The sequence below is a fragment of the Neolewinella xylanilytica genome (genome assembly GCF_002934605.1).
Lineage (GTDB): Bacteria > Bacteroidota > Bacteroidia > Chitinophagales > Saprospiraceae > Neolewinella > Neolewinella xylanilytica.
In genome coordinates this window covers 1,680,285-1,705,454 of the sequence record NZ_PTJC01000005.1, presented here as the reverse complement: position 1 = coordinate 1,705,454, position 25,170 = coordinate 1,680,285, and the positions used below count along the sequence as shown (strand labels likewise).

General features: G+C 61.7%; 18 protein-coding genes. 7 read left to right on the top strand and 11 right to left on the bottom strand.

The genetic code is table 11. The features are described 5' to 3' along the window. The first annotated feature begins 110 nt into the window (after positions 1 to 110). Positions 111 to 896: a M48 family metallopeptidase gene (locus CLV84_RS06745; protein ID WP_104418953.1), complete on the top strand. Its 786-nt coding sequence runs from the start codon at positions 111 to 113 to the stop codon at positions 894 to 896. A 253-nt stretch (positions 897 to 1,149) separates the two neighbouring features. Then, a complete protein-coding gene (locus tag CLV84_RS06735) occupies positions 1,150 to 2,418 on the top strand; it encodes an NAD(P)/FAD-dependent oxidoreductase (RefSeq protein WP_104418951.1) in 1,269 nt (422 codons plus the stop codon). A 317-nt stretch (positions 2,419 to 2,735) separates the two neighbouring features. Here CLV84_RS06735 and CLV84_RS06730 read toward each other — a convergent pair whose 3' ends face one another. The 5 genes from CLV84_RS06730 to CLV84_RS06710 form a co-directional block, all read right to left on the bottom strand. Then, the gene (locus tag CLV84_RS06730) at positions 2,736 to 4,709 is read right to left on the bottom strand and encodes a putative porin (RefSeq protein ID WP_104418950.1); all 1,974 of its coding nucleotides are present in this window, start codon (positions 4,707 to 4,709) and stop codon (positions 2,736 to 2,738) included. A gap of 184 nt (positions 4,710 to 4,893) precedes the next feature. Then, positions 4,894 to 5,694: an enoyl-ACP reductase FabI gene (locus CLV84_RS06725; protein ID WP_104418949.1), complete on the bottom strand. Its 801-nt coding sequence runs from the start codon at positions 5,692 to 5,694 to the stop codon at positions 4,894 to 4,896. Between the two features lie 36 nt (positions 5,695 to 5,730). Then, positions 5,731 to 6,816, bottom strand: a complete 1,086-nt coding sequence (locus tag CLV84_RS06720; protein ID WP_170067596.1) for a GNAT family N-acetyltransferase — start codon at positions 6,814 to 6,816, stop codon at positions 5,731 to 5,733. A gap of 56 nt (positions 6,817 to 6,872) precedes the next feature. Then, positions 6,873 to 8,318, bottom strand: coding sequence for a rubredoxin (locus CLV84_RS06715; RefSeq protein ID WP_104418947.1), 1,446 nt, complete (start codon positions 8,316 to 8,318; stop codon positions 6,873 to 6,875). Beyond that, positions 8,315 to 11,851, bottom strand: coding sequence for a nitrate reductase (locus CLV84_RS06710; protein WP_104418946.1), 3,537 nt, complete (start codon positions 11,849 to 11,851; stop codon positions 8,315 to 8,317). Before CLV84_RS06710 ends, CLV84_RS06715 begins: the two co-directional genes overlap by 4 nt. Positions 11,852 to 12,042: 191 nt before the next feature. On the opposite strand from CLV84_RS06710, the gene CLV84_RS06705 reads away from it, so the two are divergent. The 5 genes from CLV84_RS06705 (at position 12,043) to CLV84_RS06685 (ending at position 17,973) form a co-directional block, all read left to right on the top strand. Next, positions 12,043 to 13,323, top strand: a complete 1,281-nt coding sequence (locus tag CLV84_RS06705) for an alginate export family protein (RefSeq protein WP_104418945.1) — start codon at positions 12,043 to 12,045, stop codon at positions 13,321 to 13,323. A 58-nt stretch (positions 13,324 to 13,381) separates the two neighbouring features. Further along, the gene (locus tag CLV84_RS06700) at positions 13,382 to 14,749 is read left to right on the top strand and encodes a CmpA/NrtA family ABC transporter substrate-binding protein (RefSeq protein WP_104418944.1); all 1,368 of its coding nucleotides are present in this window, start codon (positions 13,382 to 13,384) and stop codon (positions 14,747 to 14,749) included. Between the two features lie 56 nt (positions 14,750 to 14,805). Further along, positions 14,806 to 15,909: an ABC transporter permease gene (locus tag CLV84_RS06695; protein ID WP_104418943.1), complete on the top strand. Its 1,104-nt coding sequence runs from the start codon at positions 14,806 to 14,808 to the stop codon at positions 15,907 to 15,909. A gap of 377 nt (positions 15,910 to 16,286) precedes the next feature. After that, entirely contained in the window at positions 16,287 to 17,159 is an 873-nt protein-coding gene (locus CLV84_RS06690; protein WP_104418942.1) for an ABC transporter ATP-binding protein, read from the top strand. 10 nt (positions 17,160 to 17,169) lie between these two features. Beyond that, complete coding sequence (locus CLV84_RS06685; protein ID WP_104418941.1) at positions 17,170 to 17,973, top strand: ABC transporter ATP-binding protein; 804 nt, start codon at positions 17,170 to 17,172, stop codon at positions 17,971 to 17,973. Positions 17,974 to 17,975: 2 nt separating this feature from the next. On the opposite strand, the gene CLV84_RS06680 is transcribed toward CLV84_RS06685, so the two are convergent. From CLV84_RS06680 to CLV84_RS06655, 6 genes are all read right to left on the bottom strand, one after another. Beyond that, positions 17,976 to 18,629: a response regulator gene (locus tag CLV84_RS06680; RefSeq protein ID WP_104418940.1), complete on the bottom strand. Its 654-nt coding sequence runs from the start codon at positions 18,627 to 18,629 to the stop codon at positions 17,976 to 17,978. Positions 18,630 to 18,676: 47 nt separating this feature from the next. Further along, a complete protein-coding gene (locus tag CLV84_RS06675) occupies positions 18,677 to 20,401 on the bottom strand; it encodes a sensor histidine kinase (RefSeq protein ID WP_104418939.1) in 1,725 nt (574 codons plus the stop codon). 3 nt (positions 20,402 to 20,404) lie between these two features. Beyond that, positions 20,405 to 21,004 carry a DUF4202 domain-containing protein gene (locus tag CLV84_RS06670; protein ID WP_104418938.1) on the bottom strand — a complete coding sequence of 200 codons (600 nt, stop codon included), beginning with the start codon at positions 21,002 to 21,004 and terminating at the stop codon, positions 20,405 to 20,407. Between the two features lie 16 nt (positions 21,005 to 21,020). Beyond that, positions 21,021 to 21,386: a nitrite reductase small subunit NirD gene (gene nirD, locus CLV84_RS06665; protein ID WP_104418937.1), complete on the bottom strand. Its 366-nt coding sequence runs from the start codon at positions 21,384 to 21,386 to the stop codon at positions 21,021 to 21,023. 47 nt (positions 21,387 to 21,433) lie between these two features. After that, positions 21,434 to 23,941: a nitrite reductase large subunit NirB gene (gene nirB, locus CLV84_RS06660; protein ID WP_104418936.1), complete on the bottom strand. Its 2,508-nt coding sequence runs from the start codon at positions 23,939 to 23,941 to the stop codon at positions 21,434 to 21,436. Between the two features lie 123 nt (positions 23,942 to 24,064). Then, positions 24,065 to 25,168 (bottom strand): NTP transferase domain-containing protein, encoded by a 1,104-nt coding sequence (locus tag CLV84_RS06655; RefSeq protein WP_104418935.1) that lies wholly within the window; start codon positions 25,166 to 25,168, stop codon positions 24,065 to 24,067. Positions 25,169 to 25,170 lie beyond the last annotated feature (2 nt).

Below are 25,170 nucleotides of genomic sequence, written 5' to 3'. Positions count from 1 at the left end.
TTGTATCCGCCCCCCCTTCCGGACGGGTATCTTCTTCGGCCGTCCCGCGATCACCCTCCCGGGCTGAACACCGTCCCGAAGGGATACGGTTATAGGTAAAAAGTAATACCGTGAATATCCGTACCAGCCCGCTCCTACCGCTCCTTGCCCTGCTTTTCTTCGCGTCCTGCTCCGAGGATGGTGACCTGAACGTCTTCTCCGTCGAACAGGATCTGGAACTCGGCCGCCAAACCAATCAGGAGATCCGCAGCAACCCCTCGGAATTTCCTATTCTGGATCCAGCCGATTACCCACAAGCCTATACCTACCTGCAGGGCATGGTCAACGACATTGTACAACAGGGAGAAGTAGACTACGCCGACGTTTTCCCCTACGAAGTGGCCATCATCGACCAGGACGTGGAAAACGCTTTCGCCACCCCCGGCGGTTTCCTTTACGTATACACCGGCTTGATCGGAGCCCTGGACAACGAGAGCGAACTTGCCGGCGTGCTGGCCCACGAGATCGCCCACTCGGCCGAACGCCACTCCACCGATCAGTTGACGACACAGTACGGATTCTCTACGCTGATCAGCGTGGTCACGGGCGGCGATCCCGGCTTATTGAGCGAAATAGCCGGTAGCCTGCTCTCCCTGCGTTTTAGCCGCAGCGACGAGGAAGAGGCCGACGCCCGCTCGGTAGACTACCTCTGCAACACCGAATACGCCGCCAACGGTGCCGCCGGCTTCTTCGAGTCGATTCAGGACGGCGGCAGCCCCCCGGCCTTTCTCAGCAGCCATCCCAACCCCGAGGATCGCGTCGCCGACATCAACGCCCGCGCCCAGGAACAAAACTGCTCCATCGCCACTGGCGATCAATCCGAATTCCAGGCGTTCAAGGCCAGCCTCCCCCTGTAAATCCCTCCTTCTCGCCAAGAGCAACATCGTACGCTATTCCCCTGCTCCCGCGCTCCGCCGCAAGCATCCCCCCCGACTAAAAGACAACCGACAACCGACAACCCGCGAACGAAGTGAGCGACTAAAAGACTACCCGACAACCGACAACCAACAACCGACAACCAACAACCGACAACCGACAACCGACAACCCGCGAACGAAGTGAGCGACTAAAAAACTACCCCCTAAAAAACTAACCTCCTACCTTTGCCCAATGACCCCCACCCCCCTAGTCATCATCGGCGCAGGGCCAGCCGGAGCGGCAACGGCACTCACGCTTTCTTACCTCGGCATCCCCAGCGTACTGATCGACAAGGCGATTTTTCCGCGCGACAAGATATGCGGAGACGCGATTTCGGGGAAGGTGCCTACCCTGCTGAATCGCCTCGACCCGGCCATCATGGACCGCTTCCGCCAACGATTCCGGCCGAGCGACGTCTGGGGCATCCGTTTTTACCCGCCCAGCAACAAACTGATCGAGCTGCCCTTTAAGATCGGCTACGAGCGCATTCCCGACGAAGCGCCCGGTTACGTGAGCAAGCGGATCGACTTCGACGCCTTCCTGATCGAGGAGGTGCGCCGCCGCTCCGACATCGACCTCCAGCTCAATACGGAGATCGTCGCCACCACCCGCACGCAGGCAGGTTACCGCATTCAAGCCAAGGATGGCCGCGAATGGGAGGCGAACTTACTTATCGACGGCAGCGGGGCCCACAGCAAATTCAGTCGCCACGAAGCGGGACAGGAAGTGGACAAAGACCACCACGCAGCCGCCGTACGCCAGTATTACCGGGGAGTTACCGGCTTCCACCCCGATAATTTTATCGAACTTCACTTCCTCGATGCCTATAATCCGGGCTACTTCTGGATCTTCCCGCTGCCCAACGGAGAAGCCAACGTCGGACTCGGCATGCGGTCCGATATCGTGAAAAAGCGGGGACTAAACCTGCGCAAGGAATTACCGAATATCGTCGCCAGCGGCGCCTTCCGGGAACGTTTTGCACACGCCGAACCGATGGGGCCGATCACCGGCTACGGACTTCCGCTCGGCTCGAAGGAGCGCACGCTTTCCGGGGATCACTACCTCCTCACCGGCGACGCGGGCCACCTCATCGATCCCCTCACCGGCGAAGGCATCGGTAACGCCGTGTACTCCGGCTTCATCGCCGCCGAACTCGCGGAAAAATGCCTCGCCCAACAACGCTTCGACGCAGCCTTCCTGGCCGCCTACGACGTTCGTATCGAGCGGGTTTTGCGTACCGAACTGCGCCTCAGCTACCGGCTGCAGCAAATCATGCAATACAAATGGATAACAAATTTGCTTACCGGCATCGTCGCAGCCAACCCTAAGGTCATTGAAGTACTCTGTAGAATGTATACCGACTTCGAACTCCGCAAACAGCTGGTCCGACCGACCTTCTGGTGGAAACTCTTCCGGACCAAGACCGGAAAGCTTCCAGCCGCAGCCGAAAAAGGAAGATAAGTGTTAAGAGGATCAAAAAACTTGAGCTTCTTAGTAACAAATCCTCCAGTCGCGTAGTTAGGTAAGCAGTTGATTAAGTTTCATATATACTAGTGAGTGTAAAGTGAGCCTCCGACCCTTTTTTGCGGGTTTGGAGGTTCTTTTTTTTGGGGTACGGTGATTTAGGGTCGCTTCGCTCCCCGGTAGAGCTTCGCCTTCAGAAAGGTATGTCCGGTACCTGCCCCCCAATTAACTTCCCCTGCCACGCAGCCTCGATTGCGAGCGCGGCGATTTCTTCCCGCGCAGCCGCTGCCGCGAGCGCGGCGAGCTCCGCTACCCTAGTCCAAAAGCCGCCAGCTTACCCCCAGCCGCAAAGCCCCATCCGGATAAGGGTGCTCCGCCGTAAGGAACAAGTAGTCGCCGGTAAGCAGGGTCTGGGCCTGGATATACTTCACGAAAAAGCGAAACCGCGTTACCCGCAAACTGAAAAAAGGATCCACCTGGAAGGCAAACGGTACGGCCTGCCGGTCCTGCAAGTGGAAGGCCTGGAGGATCGGGTTATAGTACTGCGGCACGAATCCGGAAGCGTAGCGGACATCCGCACCCAAGTTTACATTGAGGACGCCAAACCACTTACCGGCGAAGTACAGACTGTGCTCGCCGTACAGCCGGGGCAAGCGAAAAACGCTTTGATCGGCTTCCTGCAGCAGGATGCGGTTGTCGATCCGGTAGGCACCGAAGGAGAAATTTCGCTCGGCGGTGAGCTGCAGGATGCTATTCGGCCCGTCGCTTTGCTGGGGTATTCCTTCCGTATCCCGGTAGATGTAGTTGGTAAGTACCGTATAGGCAAGCCCCGCACGAATACCCAGGAACGGCAGCGTATAGGCTCCTTCCACGCGCAGTTCCAGCGTTTTGCCAAAGTCCCGGTCGTAATACGTCCCCCCGTTGAGCAGGTAGGTGCGCTGGATCAGGTCGGGCGCGTACAGTTGGTTAACGGCGCCCACTTCCAGCTTACCCGCTACGCCCAGGTCCAGTTCGCCCCGCGCGGCCACGCGGTAGTCCCCCACTTGCCCGATCAGGTTCAGCTGCCCGTCGACCAATAAATTGATGCGGTCGCTAGGCCGGAGCCCCACCCTACCCGTGGCGAGAACGAAGTGCAAGCTGCTGTCGCCGGTCTCCCGACCCACGCGATGGTACTGGTGGGTCAACCCCAGTTCCAGCAAATCGCGCTGTACGGTTTCCTGGCTGGCCGACCGGCTCCTTCGAAAGGTCGAAAAGCCGATTTCGTTACTGATGATGTTGTCGGTAACCTGGCTTCGCAAGCCCCGGAAGTCCAGATCCAGCGCGGGGTAGCGGGCGTAGAAACTGGTATCCGTCACCGTACGGATACTCGTCATCCGGAAGAATTGCCGCTCGATGCGCAACTGATGCTTGAGGGTAAAGGCGCGACGCTCCCGCCCCGTCAGCGTATCCGTGGCGGCACCGAACTGGAGATACTGGGTTGCGGCGACCTGGCGGTAGGCGTGGCGGATCCGGGTTTCGGCCAGAAAGGGCGTAAGGACGCCCGGATTGTCAATCTCGCCGATGTCATCTTCCTGGTACTCGGCGATACCCCCGTTCTGCCGGTTCTCGAAGGTATTGGCCGTATAGCTGAAATAACCGCTGTAGCGACTGCCGGGTGGCCGGACCGATAGCCCCACGGTTACGTTGGTGTTGCGGATCGCCGTGCCGGGGTATTGGTCCTGCTCCCCCAATTGGAAAATGCGGTCGTAGCCGAGCAGAAGATTGACGCCGTCGGCGAAGTTGCGGCTAAAGCGCGCCTCCAGCATCCCGTCCTGCTGCTCACTGCCCCGCAAATAGCGTAGATAGGTAAAGGGACGCTCGAGCCGGTAAAAGTCCAGATTGTCCACATTGAGTCGGTACAGATCGAACTGCCGAAGCCCGATCTCGAGTCCGCGCCGGTACTCCGGTTCGTACCGCATCCGGTAAGCGGCCGACCCAATCTGACCCAGGGTAGCGTAGTCGAAGGGTACCCGCCGATCCGGCTCGTACTGCTGGAAGCCCGAAAGTAAGCTATCGGAAAAGGATTGTTCCCGGTTCGGGTTGTCCGCGCCGTAGAGGTAGATACCAAAGGTGTCCGGTTCGATGACCCGCTGCTGCTGGGGGGCTCCCTGCCGCGCCGAGGATGCATCGTAGTCCGGGTCGTCCGGATCGAGCTCGATGGTCTCGCTGGGATCGACAATCTGGGCCCGCAGCCCCGCCCCGCACATCAGCACCAACAGCAACCCGATCCGATAGCGTCTCCTCACCATAATTAGCAAACGTACAACACCTCAATATCGCACCTTCTCTCACCTGCTGCCCACGTCAGCCAGCAACCATTCGGCATTTACATCCAGCGACCCCGCCTTGCTATGCCCTGCTACCGCGAGCTAAGCCAGCACTACCGCCAGACGAGCGTGGCGAGTTTGACCTCTGCCGCGAACACAGTGAGCGCTACTGCAATGCCTTGGGATTCATCCCCATGCTACTAAAGCCACCGTCGTGGAACAGGTTCTGCATGGTCACGTAGCGGGTGAAGTCGCTGAACAGCATGGCGCAATACTCCCCGCAGGCTTTCGCCGGCGCGTTGCCGAGGGGCGACATTTTATCCGCGTAACCGAAAAACTCGTCGAAGCCCTTCACCCCCTTACCGGCGGTGGTCATGGTGGGCGACTGGCTGATGGTATTCACGCGTACGTGGTTCTTCTCCCCGAAATGGTAGCCGAAGCTGCGGGCGAAGCTCTCGAGCAAGGCCTTGCTTTCGGCCATCTCGCTGTAATCCGGGAACGTACGCTGGGCGGCGATGTAGGTAAGCCCCAGGATGCTGCCCCAGTCGGCCATATGATTCCCCTTATACAGTACCTGGCACATCTTATGGAAACTGATGGCACTGATATCGAAGGTCTTGAGCATCCAGTCGTGCTTCAGGTCGGTATAGGTTTTGCCTTTGCGCACGTTCAGCGACATCCCGATGGCGTGCAGGACGAAGTCCAGCTTACCCCCCAGGATCTCCTCCGATTTCGTGAACAGGTTCTCCATGTCCTCGATGCTGGTGGCGTCCGCCGGAATGATCTCGGCACCCAGCCGTTCACCCAACTCGTTCAGGCTCCCGAAGCGCAGGGCAACCGGGGCGTTGGTGAGGGTGAATTTGGCGCCCTGTTCGGCGCAGACCTCGGCAACCTGCCAGGCTATGCTCTGATCGTCTAGGGCTCCGAAGATGACGCCGCGTTTGCCGGCGAGGAGTTGGCTGCTCATGCTGATACCTTTTTAAGTGGGCCGCAAATGTAACGATCAGGCGGGGGAAGTCCCGGCCAACCGCTCCCGTACCTTTCGTACGACCACCGGGAGGAGTTCGCTTTCCACGATCCGACTATGCACCACGACCGGCGTCGTAAAGCGCGGTACGCCCTCCCGACTCAGTAGCTGCACCCGCATGTCGTACAGATTCGCGGTACGCACCACGTCGAAGCGGTAGCGACCCACTTCGTTATCGTACGTGAGCACGAAGTAGAATTCCAGTGGCAACGGCCGGCCGATCAGCAGCAACTGCGGCGCGTCCAGCATGATGTTCTCCCCCTGTTGCACCGGCCGAAAACGTCCCGTAAAGGAGGGGTACTCCCGAAACTCGGCGCGGATGCCAGCCGCCACGAGGGTATCGCGGGCTTCCACCAGTTTACGGCGGTTGATCCGCAACGGGTCCTCGGGTTGGGTATTCGGATCGGTGGTATGGGCCCGCCATTCTGCGGTTGATATGTCCCGGTATTCCATCGACCCAAGCCGCAGTTTGTAATCGAAGGCCGGAAAGGTCGGCGAATAATAGCCCGGATAGTAATGCGTAAAGCCCAGTTCCAGTGCCCGCTCCACCTCCAGGAGCATGGTGTACAGGCCCAGACTGGCCGAAGCATACAGCGGATCGTAAATCCCCGCTTTGGCGTACACAACCCGCTGGCCCAGATCGTAGTAGCTAAAGGCCACCAGCCGCTCGCCCTCGAAGATGCGCAGCACGTGGGTATTGAGCACCTGCTGCCCCGCCTCGTTAATCACGTTGTACTCCAGGTCCTCCCGCGTTTTGTCCGGGTGCTCGGCCATGTAGCGGCGATTAACGGCGCGCAACTCCTGGTCGGGAATGCCGGCCTTCGCGTGCTGGGCCCGGAACCGCCTGGCATTGCGGCGCAGGAGCTTCCGGTGCCGTTTCTTGAAATCGAATCCCGATAGCGGAAGCCGAATCTGCAGACAGCCGTGCAGCTCGTCATCGTCCGTACGGAGGTAGTCGGAAGTGTAAATCGATTGCCCCGTCGGTCGCCAGCCACGCTCCAGGAACGCATCAAGCTGGTCCGGATCGAGAAACTGTCGGGGGTGAATGATATGGGTCGCCAAGGAAAAAAGAATAACTGGGTCGGTACAAAGATAACCTCGCCGGCCGTGGAAATTGTTTATTCCCCCACCGGAACGGCCAGGACAATGGCCGAAAATTGTTCTTTCCCGCCACCGCAGGTCCAGCAACGGTAGGTCGCGGGCAGCCCAGCGAACGCCGTACCCGCCGCAATGCCCGACGCCGGCTCCCCGTAGTCCGGATCGTAAACCGAACGACAGCGCCCGCACTGCTGCAACTGCCGGGTGGGTACCGGTTCCTGGGCGGCCGTCCTGCTCTCGATGATCTCTTCCTGCTCCTCGTTAAGTTGCTCGAAGTACAGCTGGCTGATCTCGACCATGAGCTCGGCGAGCTCGGAGCGGTCCACGCGGCGGGCGTATTCGGCGTACTCCCGGGTGTTGGGGTCAAAGTTTCTGGCGCACTTCAGGGTGTAGAGCGGTCGCACGGCAAATCCGTCCACCAGTCCCGAGCGCAGTTCCTCCCGTTCGACCACGATACTGGTGAAGGGCACGTCCCGCCCCCGGCTTACCCCGAAGGTGAGCCCGTAGGTGCTAATGTCCCGTCGGTCGAATTCCCGCACCAGGTACCGCTTCAGCTCCAGCGCGTCGCCGTCCGCTACCGGCAGGTGCCAGTTGAGTTCGAGGCTGCTGTGGCGGGCATTGATCCCGAACCGGCCCAGCAGTTTTTCCCAGGTCAGCCGACCGGTCTCCGGAATGCCGCTCACGATGAAGCTCTTCCAGGGGGTAATGCTCAGCTTGCCAATGCGCTGCTCCAGACAGAGCTCGCAGGCCGCCGCCATGAAGTCCAGGGAGTACCAGTTGTTGCGCCAGTACAGTCCCAGCCAGTAGTGGTCGCGATCCAGGCGGTTCATACCCTCGTAGTAGGGAAAGGGCTTAAACGTAATGGCCAGGTCCTTCCGGACGTCGCGCAGGTTCAGGTCCTCGTTTTCGTGGGCCGTCAGTACTACTTCGTCCAGGTTCTCGGCGTCCGGAGCGGCGCAGAGGGCGCCGGCTACTCGCCCCACGTCCCAGCTGTGGATGAGGGCGGGGAAGGTCTCCATGCGCAGCCACCCGGGCAGCTTCACGTAGAGGTACCAGAAATCCTCCTCGTCCGATGCCACGAAGTTGAGGTGACCCGTAAACAGCGGCACCAGACGCTGCCGGGGGTCCGTAAGGTTAATTTCCAGCGGCGTGGCGAAGGCGAACTGCTCGAGGATGTAGAGGTAAGTCGAACTGGTGAGCCAGGGCGTGGAAGGAAAGATATCCGCCGCCACGTAGCTGCACATGATGTTGGCGTGGTGCTTCGCGGCGAGCGACTCGATCGTCAGCCGGGGGTAGCGCTGGAGTAGGTCGGCCTGCTCCTCCCGGACCGGGAAGAGGATATCCTGGCGGGAGCCGAAGTGCAACCCGTCCAACCCCAGCTCCCGGGCCAGATCGATCACCGTGAGTAGCTCACTGGGGGAAAGAATGCCTCCCTTCACGGATACGCGGTACAGTTGGGCGCTCATACACTGGCGAGTTGGTGGTCCAAAATCGATTTCACTTCCGGCTTACAGCTGCCGCAGCCCAAACCGGCCCCCGTCCGGGTCACCAGTTCGTTGAATCCGTGGCACCCCTCGGTCACGGCCTTGATCAGGTTGCCTTCGCCAACGTTGTTGCAGCTGCAGACCACCCGACCTAAGACGGGTTCCTTACTCCCCGCCGACCGCAGCAGCTCCTCTCGCCGGTCCCCCAACTCGATGCGGTCCTCGATCAACGCCCGGTACTCCGCGAATTCGTGCTTGTCGCCGATCAGCACGGCGCCGACCAGCCGGTCCTGGTAGATCACGCATTTCTTGTAGTAGCGCCGACTCAGATCACGGAACACCACCTCCTCGTAGCCCGGAGCGCCGGAGGGTACGCTTACCTCCCCCAGGCTGCACAGGTCCAGGTCGCGGAACTTGAGGATATTCATCGGCACGGATCCTTCGTAGACGGCGCTGAGGTCGCCGGAAAGGTAAGCCGCCAGGACGTCCGCCTGCTGCTCGGCCGCGGCGGTGATGCCGAAGCGTTTACCCCGCCATTCGGCCACCTCCCCGATCGCGTGCACGTGCGCATCGCTGGTCGTCAGGCGGTCATCTACCACGATGCCTCCCGTACACTTCAGTCCGGCGGTCCGCGCTACCTCCAGGTTAGGCCGCGTGCCGATGGCGTAGACGACCGCGTTGCATACCAGGGAAATACCACTCTTGAAAGTTACCCGCATCGCTTCCCGCGCTCCGGCGCCCTCCCCCGCCCCCACCGGGAAGATGGTGTCCACCTCGTTGCGGAAGTACGTTTGGATGCCCCGCTCGCCGACGTCCTCCGCCAGCAGCTGGCTGGCCGTGGCGTCCAGTTGCCGCTCCATGAGGCGGTTGCTGCGCTGGACGAGGGTAATGCGTACGCCGATGTCCTGCATGCTGGCCGCCAGTTCCAGCCCCAGCAACCCGCCGCCGACAATGAGCACGTGTGCGTCGCGCGGCCGCTCGGGTATGCGCAGGTAATGGCTGAGCCGGTCCGCGTCCTCACGCCGGCGCATGGTAAATACCCCCGGCAGTTGCAGGGGAACGTCGCGGGGCACGAAGGGGCGGCTACCGGTAGCGATGATCAACCGGTCGTAGGTAAAGGCGTCGCCGGCGGCGGTGTACACCACCCGGTGCTCGCGGTCGATCCGCTCGATGGAGGTTTCCAGCTGGAGATCGAAGTCCAGCCGTTGCCGCTCCCGTTCGCGGATCTTCTCGAGTTGCTCCCAACTCAGGTGCTCGGTGACGTATTCGGGCAGGAGGACCCGGTTGTAGAAGGCGTTTTTCTCGCGGGAGAAGACCGTGATGCGGTCGCGCGTATTGTGCTCGCGGTAGCTGGCGATAAAGCGGTAGGCCGCCGCGCCGGCCCCGATGACGAGGATGTCCTCCCGTGCCTTGACGTAGGCCTTCACCCCGACGAAGCCGAATTTGAAGTTGGGCTGCTTGCTGTACGGGTCGAGGGTATCGTCGGTCAGGTTGTTCGCGCGGGTCAGGGAGGAGCCGAGGGTCTTGCCCCAGTGCATCGGCAGGAAGACCACCCCGCGTTTCAGCGTGGTCTGGTAGCGGATGCGTACCCGTACCTCCCCGTTGCCGGCGTGCACCACCGCAAGTTGGTTGTCCTCCAGTTTTTCCGCCGCGGCGTCCAGCGGGTGGATGTCCAGGCAGGGCACGTCCATGTGGCGGCGCAGCCGGGCCACCTTGCCGGTACGGGTCATGGTGTGCCACTGGTCCCGGATGCGCCCGGTGGTGAGAATGTACGGGCGGTCGGGCGGGGCTACCGGGGGCTTCTCGTTGTGGGAGATGGTAGACAGGAAGCGGGCGCGGCCGGACGGCGTATAAAAGCGGTGATCGGTAAACAGCCGCGGCGTGCCGGGGTGCACGGGTGAAGGCACCGGCCACTGAAAGGTACCCTCCCGGCGGAGGCGGTCGTGGCTCAGGCCGCTGACGTCGATGTGGGTACCGGCGGTCATGCGCACGTACTCGTCGTACACCTCGCTGACGTCGCGGTAGTCGAAGCCGGAGTAGCCCATGCGGCGGGCAAAATCGCAGATGATATCGGCGTCGGGGCGGGCTTCGCCGGGGGGCGGCACCAAAGGCTGAAGGTAGCTGACCCGGCGGTCGGAGTTCGTCATCGTGCCCGTCTTTTCTAGCCAGCCGGCGGCGGGCAGCAGCAGGTCGGCGTAGTCGGCCGTATCGCTGCGGTGGCTGATGTCCTGCACCACCACGAACTTGGCCTTGCGCAGGGCGGAATCGGCGTGGTTGGCATTCGGGAGACTTACGGAGGGGTTGGTGCAGATGATCCAGATGGCCTTTAGCTTTCCACTCTCGAGGGCATCGAACATCTGGGTAGCGGTAAGCCCGGGTTCGGCGGGGATGCGGTCCACCCCCCAAAAGCGGGCTACCTCTTCCCGATCCGACTTATTGGCGAGCACGCGGTGGGCCGCCAGCAGACTCGCCATGCCCCCCACTTCCCGCCCGCCCATCGCGTTGGGCTGACCGGTGAGGCTGAAGGGGCCGGACCCTGGCTTGCCGATCTGGCCGGTGAGGAGGTGCAGGTTGATGAGGGCACCGTTCTTTTCCACGCCCACGCGGCTCTGGTTGAGGCCCATCGCCCACATGGACATAAAGGCGCGGGCGTCACCGATGTAGTTGGCGGCGGTCTTGATGTCGTCCAGGCTGACGCCGCAGGTTTTTGCGGCGGAGCGCAGGTGCAAGGATTTCAGGATGCGGAGATAGTTCTCGTCCGCTTCCGTGTGATCGCGGATGAAGCCGAGGTCCAGTCGGTCGGTATCGTAGAGGCGGCGCGCGATGGCGTGGTAGAGCAGCACGTCGGTACCCGGGTTGATCTGCAGGTGGAGGTCGGCCAGGGCGCAGGTATCGGTGCGTCGCGGGTCGACCACGATGATCTTCATGGAGGGGTGGGCGGCTTTGCGGGCCTCGACCCGGCGCCAGATGATGGGGTGGCACCAGGCGGGGTTGGCGCCGGCTACGAAGAGGCAGTCGGTATGGTCGATGTCCTCGTAGGTGCCCGGCACGACGTCCTCTCCCAGCGCCTTCGTGTAGGCCACCACGGTGGAGCTCATGCAGAGGCGGGAGTTGGTATCAATGTTGTTGGTGCCCAGGTAGCCCTTGGTGAGCTTATTCACCAGGTAGTACTCCTCGGTGAGGCACTGTCCGGATATATAAAAGGCTACGCTGTCGGGACCGTGCTCCTCCATGATGCTACGGAACACGGCGGCGGCGCGATCCAGGGCCTGGTCCCAACTGACCCGCTGCAGGGGGTGATGACGGTGGAGCCGCGCTTGGGGATACAGCAGGCGGTCGGACCGATCCTGAACTACGTAGTTCAGGTTACGGCCCTTCGAGCAGAGCTGGCCCCGATTGGCGGGATGATCGGGGTCCCCCTCGACGGTGAGGCGGTCCTGTCCGTCCCGCGTAGCGATGATACCACAGCCTACGCCACAGTACGAACAGGTTGTTTTCACTTGGTTCAGTGCCATAGGGCGGGGTTATTAACTACGTAATTGGGCCATTTAGGACGCTACAAACATACGTAATTCGGCGGGGCAATGAAAAAATTACTTAGATAAGTACGTATTTAATTACGTAGTTTGATTTCCACTACGTAGATTTGTTTCATCGGGCATTCGGACGTCCGACGGCATACCCACTCGCTAAGTCATTACAAGCTATGAAAAAGATCGCCTTCCTTCTTCTCTTCCTCTCGCTGGGCGCCGGGCTCTCCGCCCAGTTCGAGCTCAGCGCCGAAGTACGGCCGCGCGCCGAATTCCGCAACGGTTTCAAGACGCCGAGCTCCTCCGGTTTCGACCCCGCTTTCTTCGTGGAGCAGCGCAGCCGCCTCTACCTGGACTACGCCGAAGAAAAGTACACCTTCCGCCTGGCGCTGCAGGACGTTCGCCTCTGGGGCGAGGTGCCGCAGATCTTCAAGAACGAAGGCGGCAACACCTTCCTCAGCGAAGCCTGGGGCCAGTACCGCTTCACGCCCGGCTTCTCCGTGAAAGCGGGCCGCCAGATCATCAGCTACGACAACGAGCGCATCCTCGGCGCACTGGAATGGGCGCAGCAGGGACGGCGGCACGATGCCCTCCTCTTCCAGTTCGAAGGGGAAAAGAAAGTGAACCGCCTGCACCTGGGTTTCGCCTTTAATTCCGATGACGATATTCCCGAGCCGGCTTTGCTCCAGCGCCCCGGCGCCAACTTCTACTCCGTCAGCGGCAATTACAAAAGCCTGCAGTACGCCTGGTTCAACCGCACCTTCGCCGAGGAAAAGGGCACGCTCTCGCTACTGGCGATGAACGAGACGCTACAGAATGCCGACTCTACCGTCTCGAACCGGCAGACGCTGGGCACCTACTTCACGTACCAAGTGGGTAAGGTGACCCTCTCCGGCGACCTCTACGCCCAGACCGGCCGCCTCGGCGGGAACACGGTGGGTGCGCTCCTCGGCGGCATCAACGCCACCTATCCCACCAAGGCTACTCCCCTGACGCTGGGCTTCGAGTACATCTCGGGCAAGGACGATACCGACGAATCCGCCGACGTGACCTGGTTCGACCCCTCCTACGGTACGAATCACGCCTTTAACGGCTTTATGGACTACTTCTTCGTCGGACCGGCCAACGGTACGGTCGGCGTAACGGACCTCTACCTGAAAACGAAGTGGAAAGTGGGCAAGGCCGCCCTGCTCGCCCACGGTCACCACTTTCTAACGGCCTCCGAACAACTGGACGACAGCGGTGACAAGCTGAGCGCTTCCCTGGGCACGGAGCTCGACCTGGTGTACGTGCGCAAGCTCGCCGACGCCGTCACCCTGCACGTCGGCTACTCCCACCTCCTCGGCACGGAAACGCTGACCACCCTGCGCCCCGGCAACCGCCAGTCCAATAACTGGGCCTGGACCATGATCACTTTTCAGCCCAGCCTGCTGAAAACGGAAAACAAGAAGAAATAAATCCCCGGGCCACCGCCCGCCCGGATTCCCAACCAGCCTCCCTTAAAAATCTCCCGTCATGAAGCATGTATTCCTACTCCTACTGGCTTGCTCCTACCTCCTCCACTCCTGCGGCGAAAGCAACGCCCAGACCGGCTCCGCGGAAGCGAATCCCCGGGCCAGCAAACTGGCGGCCATTGAAAAACCCCAGTTAACCTTCGGCTTTATCAAACTGACGGACATGGCACCCCTGGCGATTGCCAAGGAAATGGGCTACTTCCGCGACGAGGGCCTGTTCGTGACCGTAGAAGCCCAGTCCAACTGGAAGAATATCCTCGACCGGGTGATCGACGGCCAGCTCGACGGGGCGCATATGCTCGCCGGCCAACCCATCGCGGCGGGAGCGGGCTTCGGGCGGCAGGCGCAGCTCATCACCCCCTTCTCCATGGACCTGAACGGCAACGGCATCACGGTCTCGAACGATGTCTGGGACAAAATGAAGCCCCACCTCGATATGGACGACAGCGGCAAGCCCGTCCACCCGATCGCGGCGGACGCCCTCGTGCCGGTGGTCGAGGAATACCGCAACGCCGGGAACCCCTTCAAGATGGGGATGGTCTTCCCGGTCTCCACCCACAATTACGAGCTCCGCTACTGGCTGGCGGCGGCCGGCCTCCACCCGGGCTTCTACACCGCCGACAACATCCAGGGGCAGGTAGACGCCGACGTGCTGCTCTCCGTCACCCCCCCGCCCCAGATGCCCGCCACCCTGGAAGCCGGAACGATCTACGGCTACTGCGTGGGCGAGCCCTGGAACCAGCAAGCCGTATTCAAGGGGATCGGCGTGCCCGTAGTCACGAACTACGACATCTGGCAGAACAACCCCGAAAAAGTATTCGCGATGCGGGCCGATTTCGCCACCAAGTACCCTAATACCACGAAGGCCATCACCAAGGCCCTGATCCGCGCCGGCCGCTGGCTCGACGACCCCGCTAACCGCACCCAGGCGGTAAGCATTCTTTCCCGCTCCGATTACGTCGGTGCCGACTCCATCGTGCTCGCTAACTCCATGACCGGCACCTTCGAGTACGAGAAGGGCGACAAGCGCTCCATGCCCGACTTCAACGTCTTTTACCGCCACGATGCCACCTATCCCTTTTACTCCGACGGCATCTGGTTTCTCACCCAAATGCGGCGCTGGGGGCAGATCCCGGAAGCCAAGCCGGCCGATTGGTACCACGGCACCATTAAGGAAATCTACCGTCCCGATATCTGGCGGCAAGCGGCGGAAGAACTCGTGACCGAAGGCCACATCCCCGCCACGGAGATCCCGGATACCGACGGCTACAAGCCCGCCACCGATGCCTTCATCGACGGCAACACCTACGACGGCAAGGACCCGATCGGCTACCTCTCCAGCTTCGCCATCGGCAATAAAGACCAGTAATTCTTCACCCCCTTACCGCGATCTGCGGCATCCGAAACTACCAAAGACAACTTACCATGGGACAACCCCCCTTCGACGCTCCCGTAGCCTCCGCCCCGAAAGCATCCCTGGCCGGACTAGGTCGCTACCTCCCGGCCCGCAGTAAGGTCCGGAGTCGGTTCCCGGGCGTAGTGCGCACCCTCGGCATTTCCCTGGCATCCATGGCTGTTTTCCTCCTCCTGTGGCAACTCAGCGCAAGCTACCTCTACGGGGTGGAGGCCGCTGCCCGCATCGAACGGACGGTGCAGGAACAGGGACCGGAAGCCGGCGCAGAAATGGAAGCCTGTATCGCCAGCGGTGCGGTAAGCTGCAAACCGAACACCCTGCCATTCCCCAGCGAGGTGGTCCACGCCGCGGGATTACTCCTGGCCGACCACCGCGCGATTAGCTCCAAAAAAGCGGAATTCGGCGCCGAAACCGCCGAACTCAACGCGGTACGGGAAGAACAGGGCCTGGATCCGATCGTCTACACCGGCCGCCCTTCCTTCGTGGATCAGATCGGTACCAGCCTGAAGACCGTGGCGGTGGGCTTTCTGATCTCCCTGCTCATCGCCGTTCCGATCGGCATCGTCATCGGCCTGAACGATACCCTGCGGATCGCCTTCAACTGGATGATCCAGGTCTTCAAACCCGTCTCCCCGGTCGTGTGGTTACTGCTCGTATTCATGATCGTCAAGACCCTGACCCTGGGTAGCGATTCCGACACCTCCTTTCTCATCTCCTGCATCAGCGTAGGGCTCTGCTCGATGTGGGCTACCCTGGTCAATACGAGCCTTGGCGTCTCTTCAGTCAACAAGGACTACCTGAACGTGGCCCGCGTCCTGAACCTGGGTATCGGGAAGAAGATCTTCAAGGTGATCCTGCCCTCCGCCATTCCGGTCATCTTCACCGGTATGCGCATTACGGTATCCGTGGCCTGGATGGTCCTCATCGCCATCGAGCTACTGGCGCAGAGCCCGGGCCTCGGTTCTTTCGTATGGGAGGAATTCCAGAACGGCGGCTCGGACAGCAACGCCAAGATCATCGTCGCCATGTTCGTCATCGGACTGGTCGGCTTCCTGCTCGACCGGATCATGTTCTGGGTGCAGCAGCGGGTTAGTTTCGAGAAGGCGGTGGGTTGAGGGGTTGTTGGATTTTTGGTTGTTGGTTATCGGTTTTCGGGTAGTCCAATGAGAGCTTCCCGAACCTGGAGAACAACAACCACTAAGCCAGCTACTACCGCACTACCTACCGAAGGCGACTAACCGATGACAAAACCAGCCAAGCTGACCAACAATTACCAAGCTCGGCCGACAACCGACAACTGACAACTGACAACTCCCCCCCAAAGGCTAACCAGCGAAGCTGACCAACAATTGGCAAGCCCAACCGAAATCTGACAATCGACAACTAACAACTGACAACTGACAACTGACAACTGACAACAGACAACTCCCCCCTAAAGAGTAACCGACGGCGAAGCCGGCCCCTAAAAGACTAAAGAGCTAAAAGACTAAAAATGCTTCCAATAATAGAATTCAAAAACGTAAGCAAATGGTACGGCCACGGCAACACCCGCACCGAAGTGCTCTCTAACATCAACCTGACGATCGAGGAAGGTGAATTCTTGGCCATCGTAGGTTTCACCGGCTCGGGCAAAACGACCTTGGTGAACCTGATGACCGGACTGCTGCAACCCAGCGAAGGGGAGGTGCTGTACCGCGGCCAGCCCATCACCGGACCGGCGCCGGAGCGCGGGATCATCTTTCAGAATTACTCCCTGCTCCCGTGGTATACGGTGTACCAGAATGTCGGACTCGCGGTCGACGAAGTGTATCCCTACTGGACGAAGGAGCAGCGCAATCTGCACATCCGGAAGTTCGTGCAAATGGTGGGCCTCAGTCACGCGGTCGACAAGCACCCGGCGGAACTGAGCGGCGGCATGCGGCAACGGGTCTCCATCGCCCGGGTACTGGCCACCGACCCCGATCTCTTGCTCATGGACGAACCGCTCGGAGCCCTGGATGCCCTCACCCGCGGCAACCTCCAGGATGAAATCCTCCAGATCTGGGGCACCAACCGCCGCAGTGCCGTGCTGATCACCAACGACGTGGACGAAGGCATCTACATGGCCGATCGCATCATCCCCCTCGACCCCGGCCCCGCGGCGGGATTGGGCCCGGAATTCCGCATCGAGCTCGAACGGCCGCGCGACAAGACGGACATGAACCACGACCCCCACTTCAAACGCGTCCGCACCGACATCCTCAACTACCTCGTCCAACTCGGTGAAGCGGGACGGCCGGACCGTGATGCCTCCCTCACCCTTCCCGACATCCAGCCCATCAAACCCGGCAGCCGCAGCTTCGTAAGCAAGTGGCGTCGCGCCTAAAACGGAATCCATGCAAGCTACCGCCCCCACCGCCCCCGTCAACCTCCGCGACGTCGTGCTCGACTTCCGCGATCTGACTAAAATCTACCCTACCCCGACCGGCGACTACGTCGTACTCGAAAACCTGCAGCTCCAGATCAAAAAGGAGGAGTTCGTATCCATCATCGGGCACTCCGGCTGCGGGAAAACCACCCTGCTGACCATGATCGCCGGGTTGAATGCCATTTCGCGGGGGGAGATCCTGCTGAATGAATTTCCCATCACCGGTCCGGGGCCCGATCGGGGCGTCATCTTTCAATCGCCGAGCCTTTTTCCCTGGATGACCGCCTTCGACAACGTCATGCTGGGCGTGGAGCAGGTCTTCCCCCACGGCACCCGCAAGCAACGGGAAGATATCGTCAAATACTACCTGGACAAGGTGGGGCTCGGCCAGTCGATGTACCGCCGTGCCAATCAACTCAGCCAGGGCATGCAGCAGCGGGTGGGCATCGCGCGCGCTTTCGCCCTGAAACCGAAGATCCTCCTCCTCGACGAACCCTTCGGCATGCTGGATTCCCTGACGCGGGCCGAACTTCAGGACGTATTGTTAGAGGTATGGGACAAGGAAAAGATCACCGCCATCCAGATTACCCACGACGTTGACGAGGCGATCTTCCTGGCCGACCGGGTGATTATGATGACCTCCGGCCCCCGGGCCCAGATCGGCGACATCCTGGAAATCGGCTTTCAGCGGCCGCGCATGCGGAAGGAGATCCTGAACCACCCCGATTATTACGGCTACCGGGAGCACCTCATCGGCTTCCTCGAGCACTGAAATTAGAGAAGGCCCAGCTCCCGTACCCGACGATTCAGTTCGCTGCTGTTGCTGACGCCGAGTTTTTTCATCATGTTGAAGCGATGAGTCTCTACGGTTCGACGGCTGACGTCGAGGCGATCGGCAATCTCCTGGTTCGTGGCCCCCTCGAGGATGAGGGGCAGGATCTGCCGCTCCCGCCGCGTCAGGACGACTTCCTCCCGGGCAGGTGACGCACTGCTCACCCCCCGGTCGGACTTCATTAGTTGGCGAATCAGGATATTGGATAGATCACCGCTGAAGTAGCGATCGCCCCCGACGATAGTATGCACCGCCCGCAGGAATTCCTCCCGGCTGGCGTCCTTCAGCAGGTAACCGAAGGCCCCGGCGTCGATGGATTGTAGCACGTATTCCTCGCTGTCGTGCATGGAGAGCATCAGGCAGGGGGTTTTGTCCCCTTTATCCCGTAGCTGCCGGACCGCTTCGATGCCGTTCAGGCGGGGCATGCGGATGTCGACGATGGCCAGGTCCGGTTTGACGCGTTCCACCATTTCCAGCATGCCGACCCCGTCATCGGCCTCGGCGACCACCTGGAGATCGGGTTCGTCTTCCAGCAGGCGGCGAATACCGTCGCGCACCAGTGCGTGATCGTCGGCGAGTAAGATTTGGGTGGGCATGATCGGTAGCTAAGGTTGAGGGGGCAAAATAAGGGGAAACGCTAGCTTCAGCCGGGAGGCAAAGTAGGCGTGGTTCGGCTCGGCAGCGGTACGTTGATGGTGATCCGCGTTCCGGTTTCCGGCGAGCTACGGATGAATAGGCGACCGTGCAATTGGGCGATGCGTTCCTCCATGCTCGCCAATCCCAGGCCGGAACCGTCGGTACGGGTCTTGACCGTCTCCGGGTCGAAGCCCCGCCCGTCGTCGTCGACCGTGATGCTGACGAGGTTATCCCCGGCGGAGAGGGTGACGAGGATGTAGTTCGCCCCCGCGTACTTGATGGCGTTATTCACTGCCTCCTGGGTGATGCGGTAGAGGTTGAGTTCGACGGCCGGGTCCAGCTCCACGTCAAAGGTATCCACCTGGCAGACCACCCGTTCGCCCGTCAGCCGACTCAGCTCGCGGGCCATCCGTTCCAGGGTGATGGCCAGTCCGTAGTCGCTCAGCTCCGGCGGGCGCAGATTGAAGGTGGCCATGCGGACCCCGCGGATGATGTCGCCCGCCAGCCGCTTGAGGCGATCGAGATCGGCCTGGTTGCGTTCCGTTTTTTCCAGTTTGAGGCTTTCCAGGCTGAACTTCAGCGCGGTCAGGTTCTGCCCCACCCCGTCGTGGAGATCGCGGGCAACGCGCAGCCGTTCCTTTTCCTGGGCTTCGCTGGTCTGCCGCGCACGCTGATCGGCGCGTTGCTTTTCCTCGGCGATTTGCCGCTCCGTCATCCGGTTCAGTTCCTTGCGGGCGAGGTGGCTTTCGGTGATGTCCGTGGCCAGCACGAAGCGATCGGTATCCACCCCGGCACGGCGCGCGGGCAGGATGCTCAGTTCCAGGTAGCGCAGCTGCTCGCGGGCGTCCACCAGCTGCCATTCGCCCCGCCAGGGAGTCACGGCAACGTTGCGCAGGATCTCCTCCATGCGGGCCTGGCGCCCTTCCTCCCGGTTCAGGATTTCGGCGAAGGAGCGGTTAGCGAGCTGCTCATCCGTTCCTAGCAGGCTCCGGAACTTCTTGCTCAGGTGGATCACGGTACCGTCGGCCCGCAACGAGGCGAAGAGCGCCGCCTCGTCGATGGCACTGTTAAGGGCGTAGAGCTGGCGCAGCGTAGCGTCCTTCTCCCGCACCGCCACCTCGGCTTCGTGCCGGGCTTCCTCCTGCGCCTGGCGTTCGGTCTGGATCTGGGTGAACTGCCGCCGCACGAACTGCGACAGGGGCCGGAAAATGAAAAGCAGTTCCAGGAAGAGGATGAAGAGCGTCAGTAAGGTGAGCCACTTATTCACCCCCTGCAGCCGGTCCACCTTCCGGGTGGCGATGTCGCTGAGGTCGTCCACGATGGCGTCCATCCGCAGGAGAAAGGCATTGGATAACCGGTCCACTTCCGCTACCCGCGCTCCGGCGCCCCCTCCCTCCCGCGCGAGGCTGGAAAGCCGCAATACCAGGCTGTCCAGTCCCGCTAGCTCCTGGCGAACGGGCAGGCCCCTGAGTTCGGTCTTCAGCCACCCGTGGCGCAGCTGCCATTCTTCCACGTCCGCGGCGTCGGCGGGCGGATTGAGGGCGACCATTTTGGCGATGCGCTGACTCAGCATACGCTGGCGTCCGGCCACGTTGATGATTTCCGCGTCGCGCTCCTGGTCCGTGAGGTAGCCGTCCACCAGTACGAGCTCCCCGATCAACGCCAGGGCGATGAGCGAAAGGGCCAGCAGGTAGGCGCGGCGGAGACGGGAGAAGATGCGGTTTTCTCCCATGGCCTACGCCCCTTTCATCGCCTCGAGCACCATGCCGCGCACGGCTTCCGGCAGCTCGGCGGCGAGGGCGGCATCGCGGCCGCGGTCCGACATTTTCCGTAGGGTTTTATGCAGGATGTCGATGACCTTTTCGTGGGGATGCTCGGCGGCGAAGGCGGCGGCGTAGTACTTGAGAAAAACGATGCAGATCACGTCTTCCAGCGCCTGGGTATCGTCGTCCCGCTTCAAGCGTTTTTTCTGCAGCAGGAAGGCCACGCGCTCGATGACTTCCGCTCCGAAGCCCACCTCACTCAGTATCTCCCCGGCGCGGGCCGCGTGGAACTTTTTCAGGTCCGCCCGCCACCGCAGGTAGCCCTCCCGGTCCATGGGGTAATCTTCCCGCGGGCTACGCCAGCGTTCGAGGTGCTGGGCGCGGGCGGCGAGGCGCAGGGGCAAGGGGGCCTCGGGAAGGTACCGGTTCAATTCCTCCGTCATTCTTTGTGCGTACAGGAGCTCGTAGGGCACCTCGTCGGCGCCGGAATCCACGTAGCGGGGGTCGGCGGCGTTGGCGGCATCAAAGGCGGCGAATGCGGCGGTCAGTTTCGGGTCATCGGTAGCGGACATAGCCGAAAGGTAAGCGCTAGTCGGCGAATCCTACGTATACGTAGTCGTTTTCGATCTTCACGGGGTACACGGCTACCGGTGGGCACTCCCCGTTCAGGTTCTCCCCCGTCTCCAGGCTGAAAGTGCGTTTGTGCAGCGGGCAGGCTACTTTCGGAATGCCGTCCTGCTCGCCGATCAGGCCCCGGCCGAGTACGTTTTCCAGCTTGTGTGGACACAGGTTCTGGCAGGCGTACCAACGGTCGGTACGGTGAAAGTAGAAAACGGCAATCTGGCGGTCGCCGTACTTGATCGTGGCCCCGGCGCCTACCGGAAACTGGCTCGTGTGGCCGGCGCGGAACCAGGTGGTGACCCGTTCCGGGGAGGTGGTGGTGTAAGCGGTCATGGCGGATGATTTGGAGGGGATTACGGAAGGGAATGAGGTTTCGGGCACTACCACGGTTTCGGCATTTTCTGCTCACGGAGGGGAACGAAGGCGAGCTCCTCGCTGTCCTCTGTGTTCACGAAGGGGCGGAAGCGCTGCCGCATGGCGGGATCGCTGATGGCCTCTTTCCACTCGCAGGCGTAGCCGTTCACCAGGCCCTGCATTTCCGTTTCCAGTTCCTCCGCCAGGCCGAGGGCATCGTCCACCACCACGCTTTTCAGGTAGGCGATGCCGCCGTCCAGGCCCTCGAGCCACTTGGCGGTGCGGACCAGGGGGGCGGCGGTGCGCAGGTAAAACATGAGGAAGCGATCGAGGTACTTCACGGCGGTGGCCCGATCTACCGGCCCCGCGAGTAGCTCGGCGTGTTTGGGGCGGGCACCGCCGTTGCCGCAGACGTACACGTTATAGCCTTCTTCCACGGCGATCAGGCCGAAATCCTTGCCCCGGGCCTCGGCACATTCCCGGATACAGCCGCTCACCCCACCCTTGAGCTTGTGCGGGGACCGGAGGCCCTTGTACCGCTCCTCGATCTCGATGGCGAAGGAGACGGACTCGTCCATCCCGTAGCGGCACCAGGTACTGCCGACGCAGCTTTTCACCGTGCGGAGCGATTTACCGTAGGCGTGTCCGCTCTCGAAACCAGCGGCGATCAGCTCCTCCCAGATCGGGGGCAGCTCCTCCAGCCGGGCGCCGAACAGATCGATACGCTGCCCGCCGGTGATCTTGGTGTAGAGGTCGTACTTCTTGGCTACGCGACCGATGGCGAGCAGCTTGTCCGGCGTGATCTCCCCCCCGGGGATACGCGGCACCACCGAGTAGGTACCGTTCCGCTGGATGTTGGCCAGGAAGCGGTCGTTGGTATCCTGAATCTGCGCCTGGGGGTTAGCGGTTTCGGCGTAGACGGTAGCGAAGATGCTCGCGAGCGCCGGCTTGCAGACCTCGCAGCCGTGGCCGCTGCCGAGGGTATCGAGGGCTTCGTCGTAGGTACGCAGCTCCTTTAGCTGCACCAGGTCCCGCAGTTCCTGGCGGGTGAAGGGGAAGTGCTCGCAGATGACGTTGCGGACTACCTTGCCCTGGGCCTTCAGGTAATTTTCGACCACGTCGCTCAGGATGGGCTTGCAGCCGCCGCAGCCCGTTCCGGCCCCGGTGCAGCCTACCAGTTCCTTTACCGAGGCGGCCGACCCGTCTTCCAGCAGGCCGCAGAGTTTCCCCTTCGTGACGTTTTCGCAGGAGCAGATGACGGCCGCGTCCGGCAGGTCCAGCACGCCGGCGCCGGGCTGCCCCCCTACCCCACGGGCCCCCAGGATCAGGTCTTCCGGCTGCGGGGGCAGGGGCATACCGTTCTTGTAGATTTGGTGGAGCATGTTGTAGTCGCCGGCGTCGCCCACCAGCATGCCCCCCAGCAATCGTTTGCCGTCTCGGCTAATGTTGATCCGCTTGTAGATACCCCGGGATTCGTCGTGGTAAACGATGGAGCGGGATGCTTCGGCCGGGGGGAAACAGTCGCCAAAACTCGCTACGTCGGTACCGATCAGTTTCAGCTTAGTGGACAGGTCGATCGATTCCGGCATGCAGCCCCCGTCGGCGTCGGCCATGATCGACCCCAGCGCCACCCGGGCCATGTCGTAACCCGGGGCGACGAGCCCGTAAATCATGTCGCGGTACAGGGCCGCCTCCCCGATCGCGTAGACGTCGGGGGCACTCGTGCGCAGGTATTCATCGGCGAGAATGCCGCCGCGGGGGCCGACTTCGATGCCGGCTTTGCGTGCCAGTTCGTCCCGCGGCCGGATTCCCGCTGAGATGATCAGCATATCCGTGGGTAAGGTCGACCGATCGCTGAACTCCAGGTGGGTGATCGAGCCGTTGCCCGCGATGGCGGTGGTGCTTTTAGACAGGTGGACGCCGAGTCCCAACTCGGTCAGGGTACTGGTGAGTGTGGCGGCACCGACCTCATCCAGCTGGCGGGGCATCAGGCGGGGGGCGAACTCCACCACGTCGGTGGGCAAGCCCATGTCGAGGGTCGCCTTGGCCGCTTCGAGTCCGAGCAGGCCGCCGCCCATTACCACGGAACGGGCGCCCGGGCGTTGCTTCAGTTGATCGGCGTAACCGAGAATCGCCTCGAGGTCCTCGATCGTACGGTACACGAAGACCCCCTTCTTGTCCCGACCGGGAACGGGGGGTACGAAGGGGACGGAGCCGGTGGCCAGTACCAGGTAGTCGTAGCGCTGTACGTTACCGAGGTGGGTACGTAACTCGCGCTTGTCGGTGTCGAGTTCGGTGACCAACTCGCCGGTACGCAGGGTGATGCCCGCTTCCGCGTACCACTCCCGGGTAGCGAGGGAAAGCTTCCCGGCGTCGCGATCGCTGAAGTAGGCGCTGAGGTGGACGCGGTCGTAGGCCGGCCGGCATTCCTCGCCGTAGACGGTCAGTTGAAATTCTCCGCGGCGGGGGTGACGGGCGAATAGGTCGCAGAACTTGTGTCCGACCATTCCATTCCCGATGACGACGATTTGCATAGTGGCTGGCGTTTACGTAGCATACGTAGATTGCTACGTAAGCAAATCTACGTATATTCTACGTAACTACGCAAGCCCTGTAAAAATTTCCCTCGCTCTCGTTCTTTGCTTTCCAGTGGCCGCCTACCGAAAGATGCTCCGGACCCGGTCGCGCTCCTCCGGCGTATTCGCGTTGGTGAGGGGGAGCATGTCGTCCAGGTTGACCAGCTGGATCGAGCTATTGATGAGCAGCTTCCGCGGACAAGAGTAGCCCAACGTCAGGAACCGTAGGAGTCGCTGGTAGGCACGGGGTTCGTAGATCGCAATTAGGGGTTCGGGCCATTCCCGCTCCGGTCCGCGGACGGCGGTGGCGTAGCGCTCCGGAGCGCGGGCGTCGATGAGTTGGCGGAGGGTGTCCGTATCCAGCAGGGGCAGATCGCAAGCCAGTACCAGCCAGGCGGCGTCGGGATCCTCCAGGAAAGCCGAACAGATGGCCCCCGCCGGCCCCATGCCGAGGAAACGATCCGGGATGACCGGAGCGGGATATGCCTCCGCATCCGTGCCCTCGCGGACGGAAATGCTCGCCGCCACCCCGCAGGAAAGGCAGAGATGGTAGAGCCGCTCGACTTCCGTTTGCCCGTTCCGGTACACGAGCTGGCCCTTGTCTTCCCCCATCCGGCTGCTGGCGCCACCGGCCAGTATGAGGGCGCGCAGGCGGGGAACGCCGCTTTTCAGTGCCCGCCCGATACCGTCGGCGAGTGGTTCGAGGAGGCTCATGGTGGTGGTGATCGGCGGACAGTGCTGCTGACTCGCCAGGGTCTTTAACCACTCCGGCATGGCCGCGGGGCCGTTGACGTGCACGATAGCGAAGATGTCGGTGAGCTGCTCCTTCCGCCTTTCGAGGGTGGCGGCTTTCGCCTCGTCGACGAATACGATCTGCCGCTTGGCCGGGTAGTGATTGCCGTTTACCAGCACCAGGTCGTAGTCCTGGCCGAGTAGCCGGTCGTCGTATTCGTTCCAGTCGTCCATACCGGGGGTGAAGTGTTTGCGGCCGTACCGAATCGACGCCGGCGTGGGGTGGTCCCGGTGCTCGCCCGTTACGGTTAGGCAACGGTATTCGGCGAAGCGGGCCGCCCATTCCGCCATCAGTCGTTCCATACGCTCGCAGGTGGTGCCGACGAGGGCGAATTCCGTGCGGCCGTAGTGACCGAGGGCCGGACGCGTCATTTTGGGATGCTTCTGGTGCATAA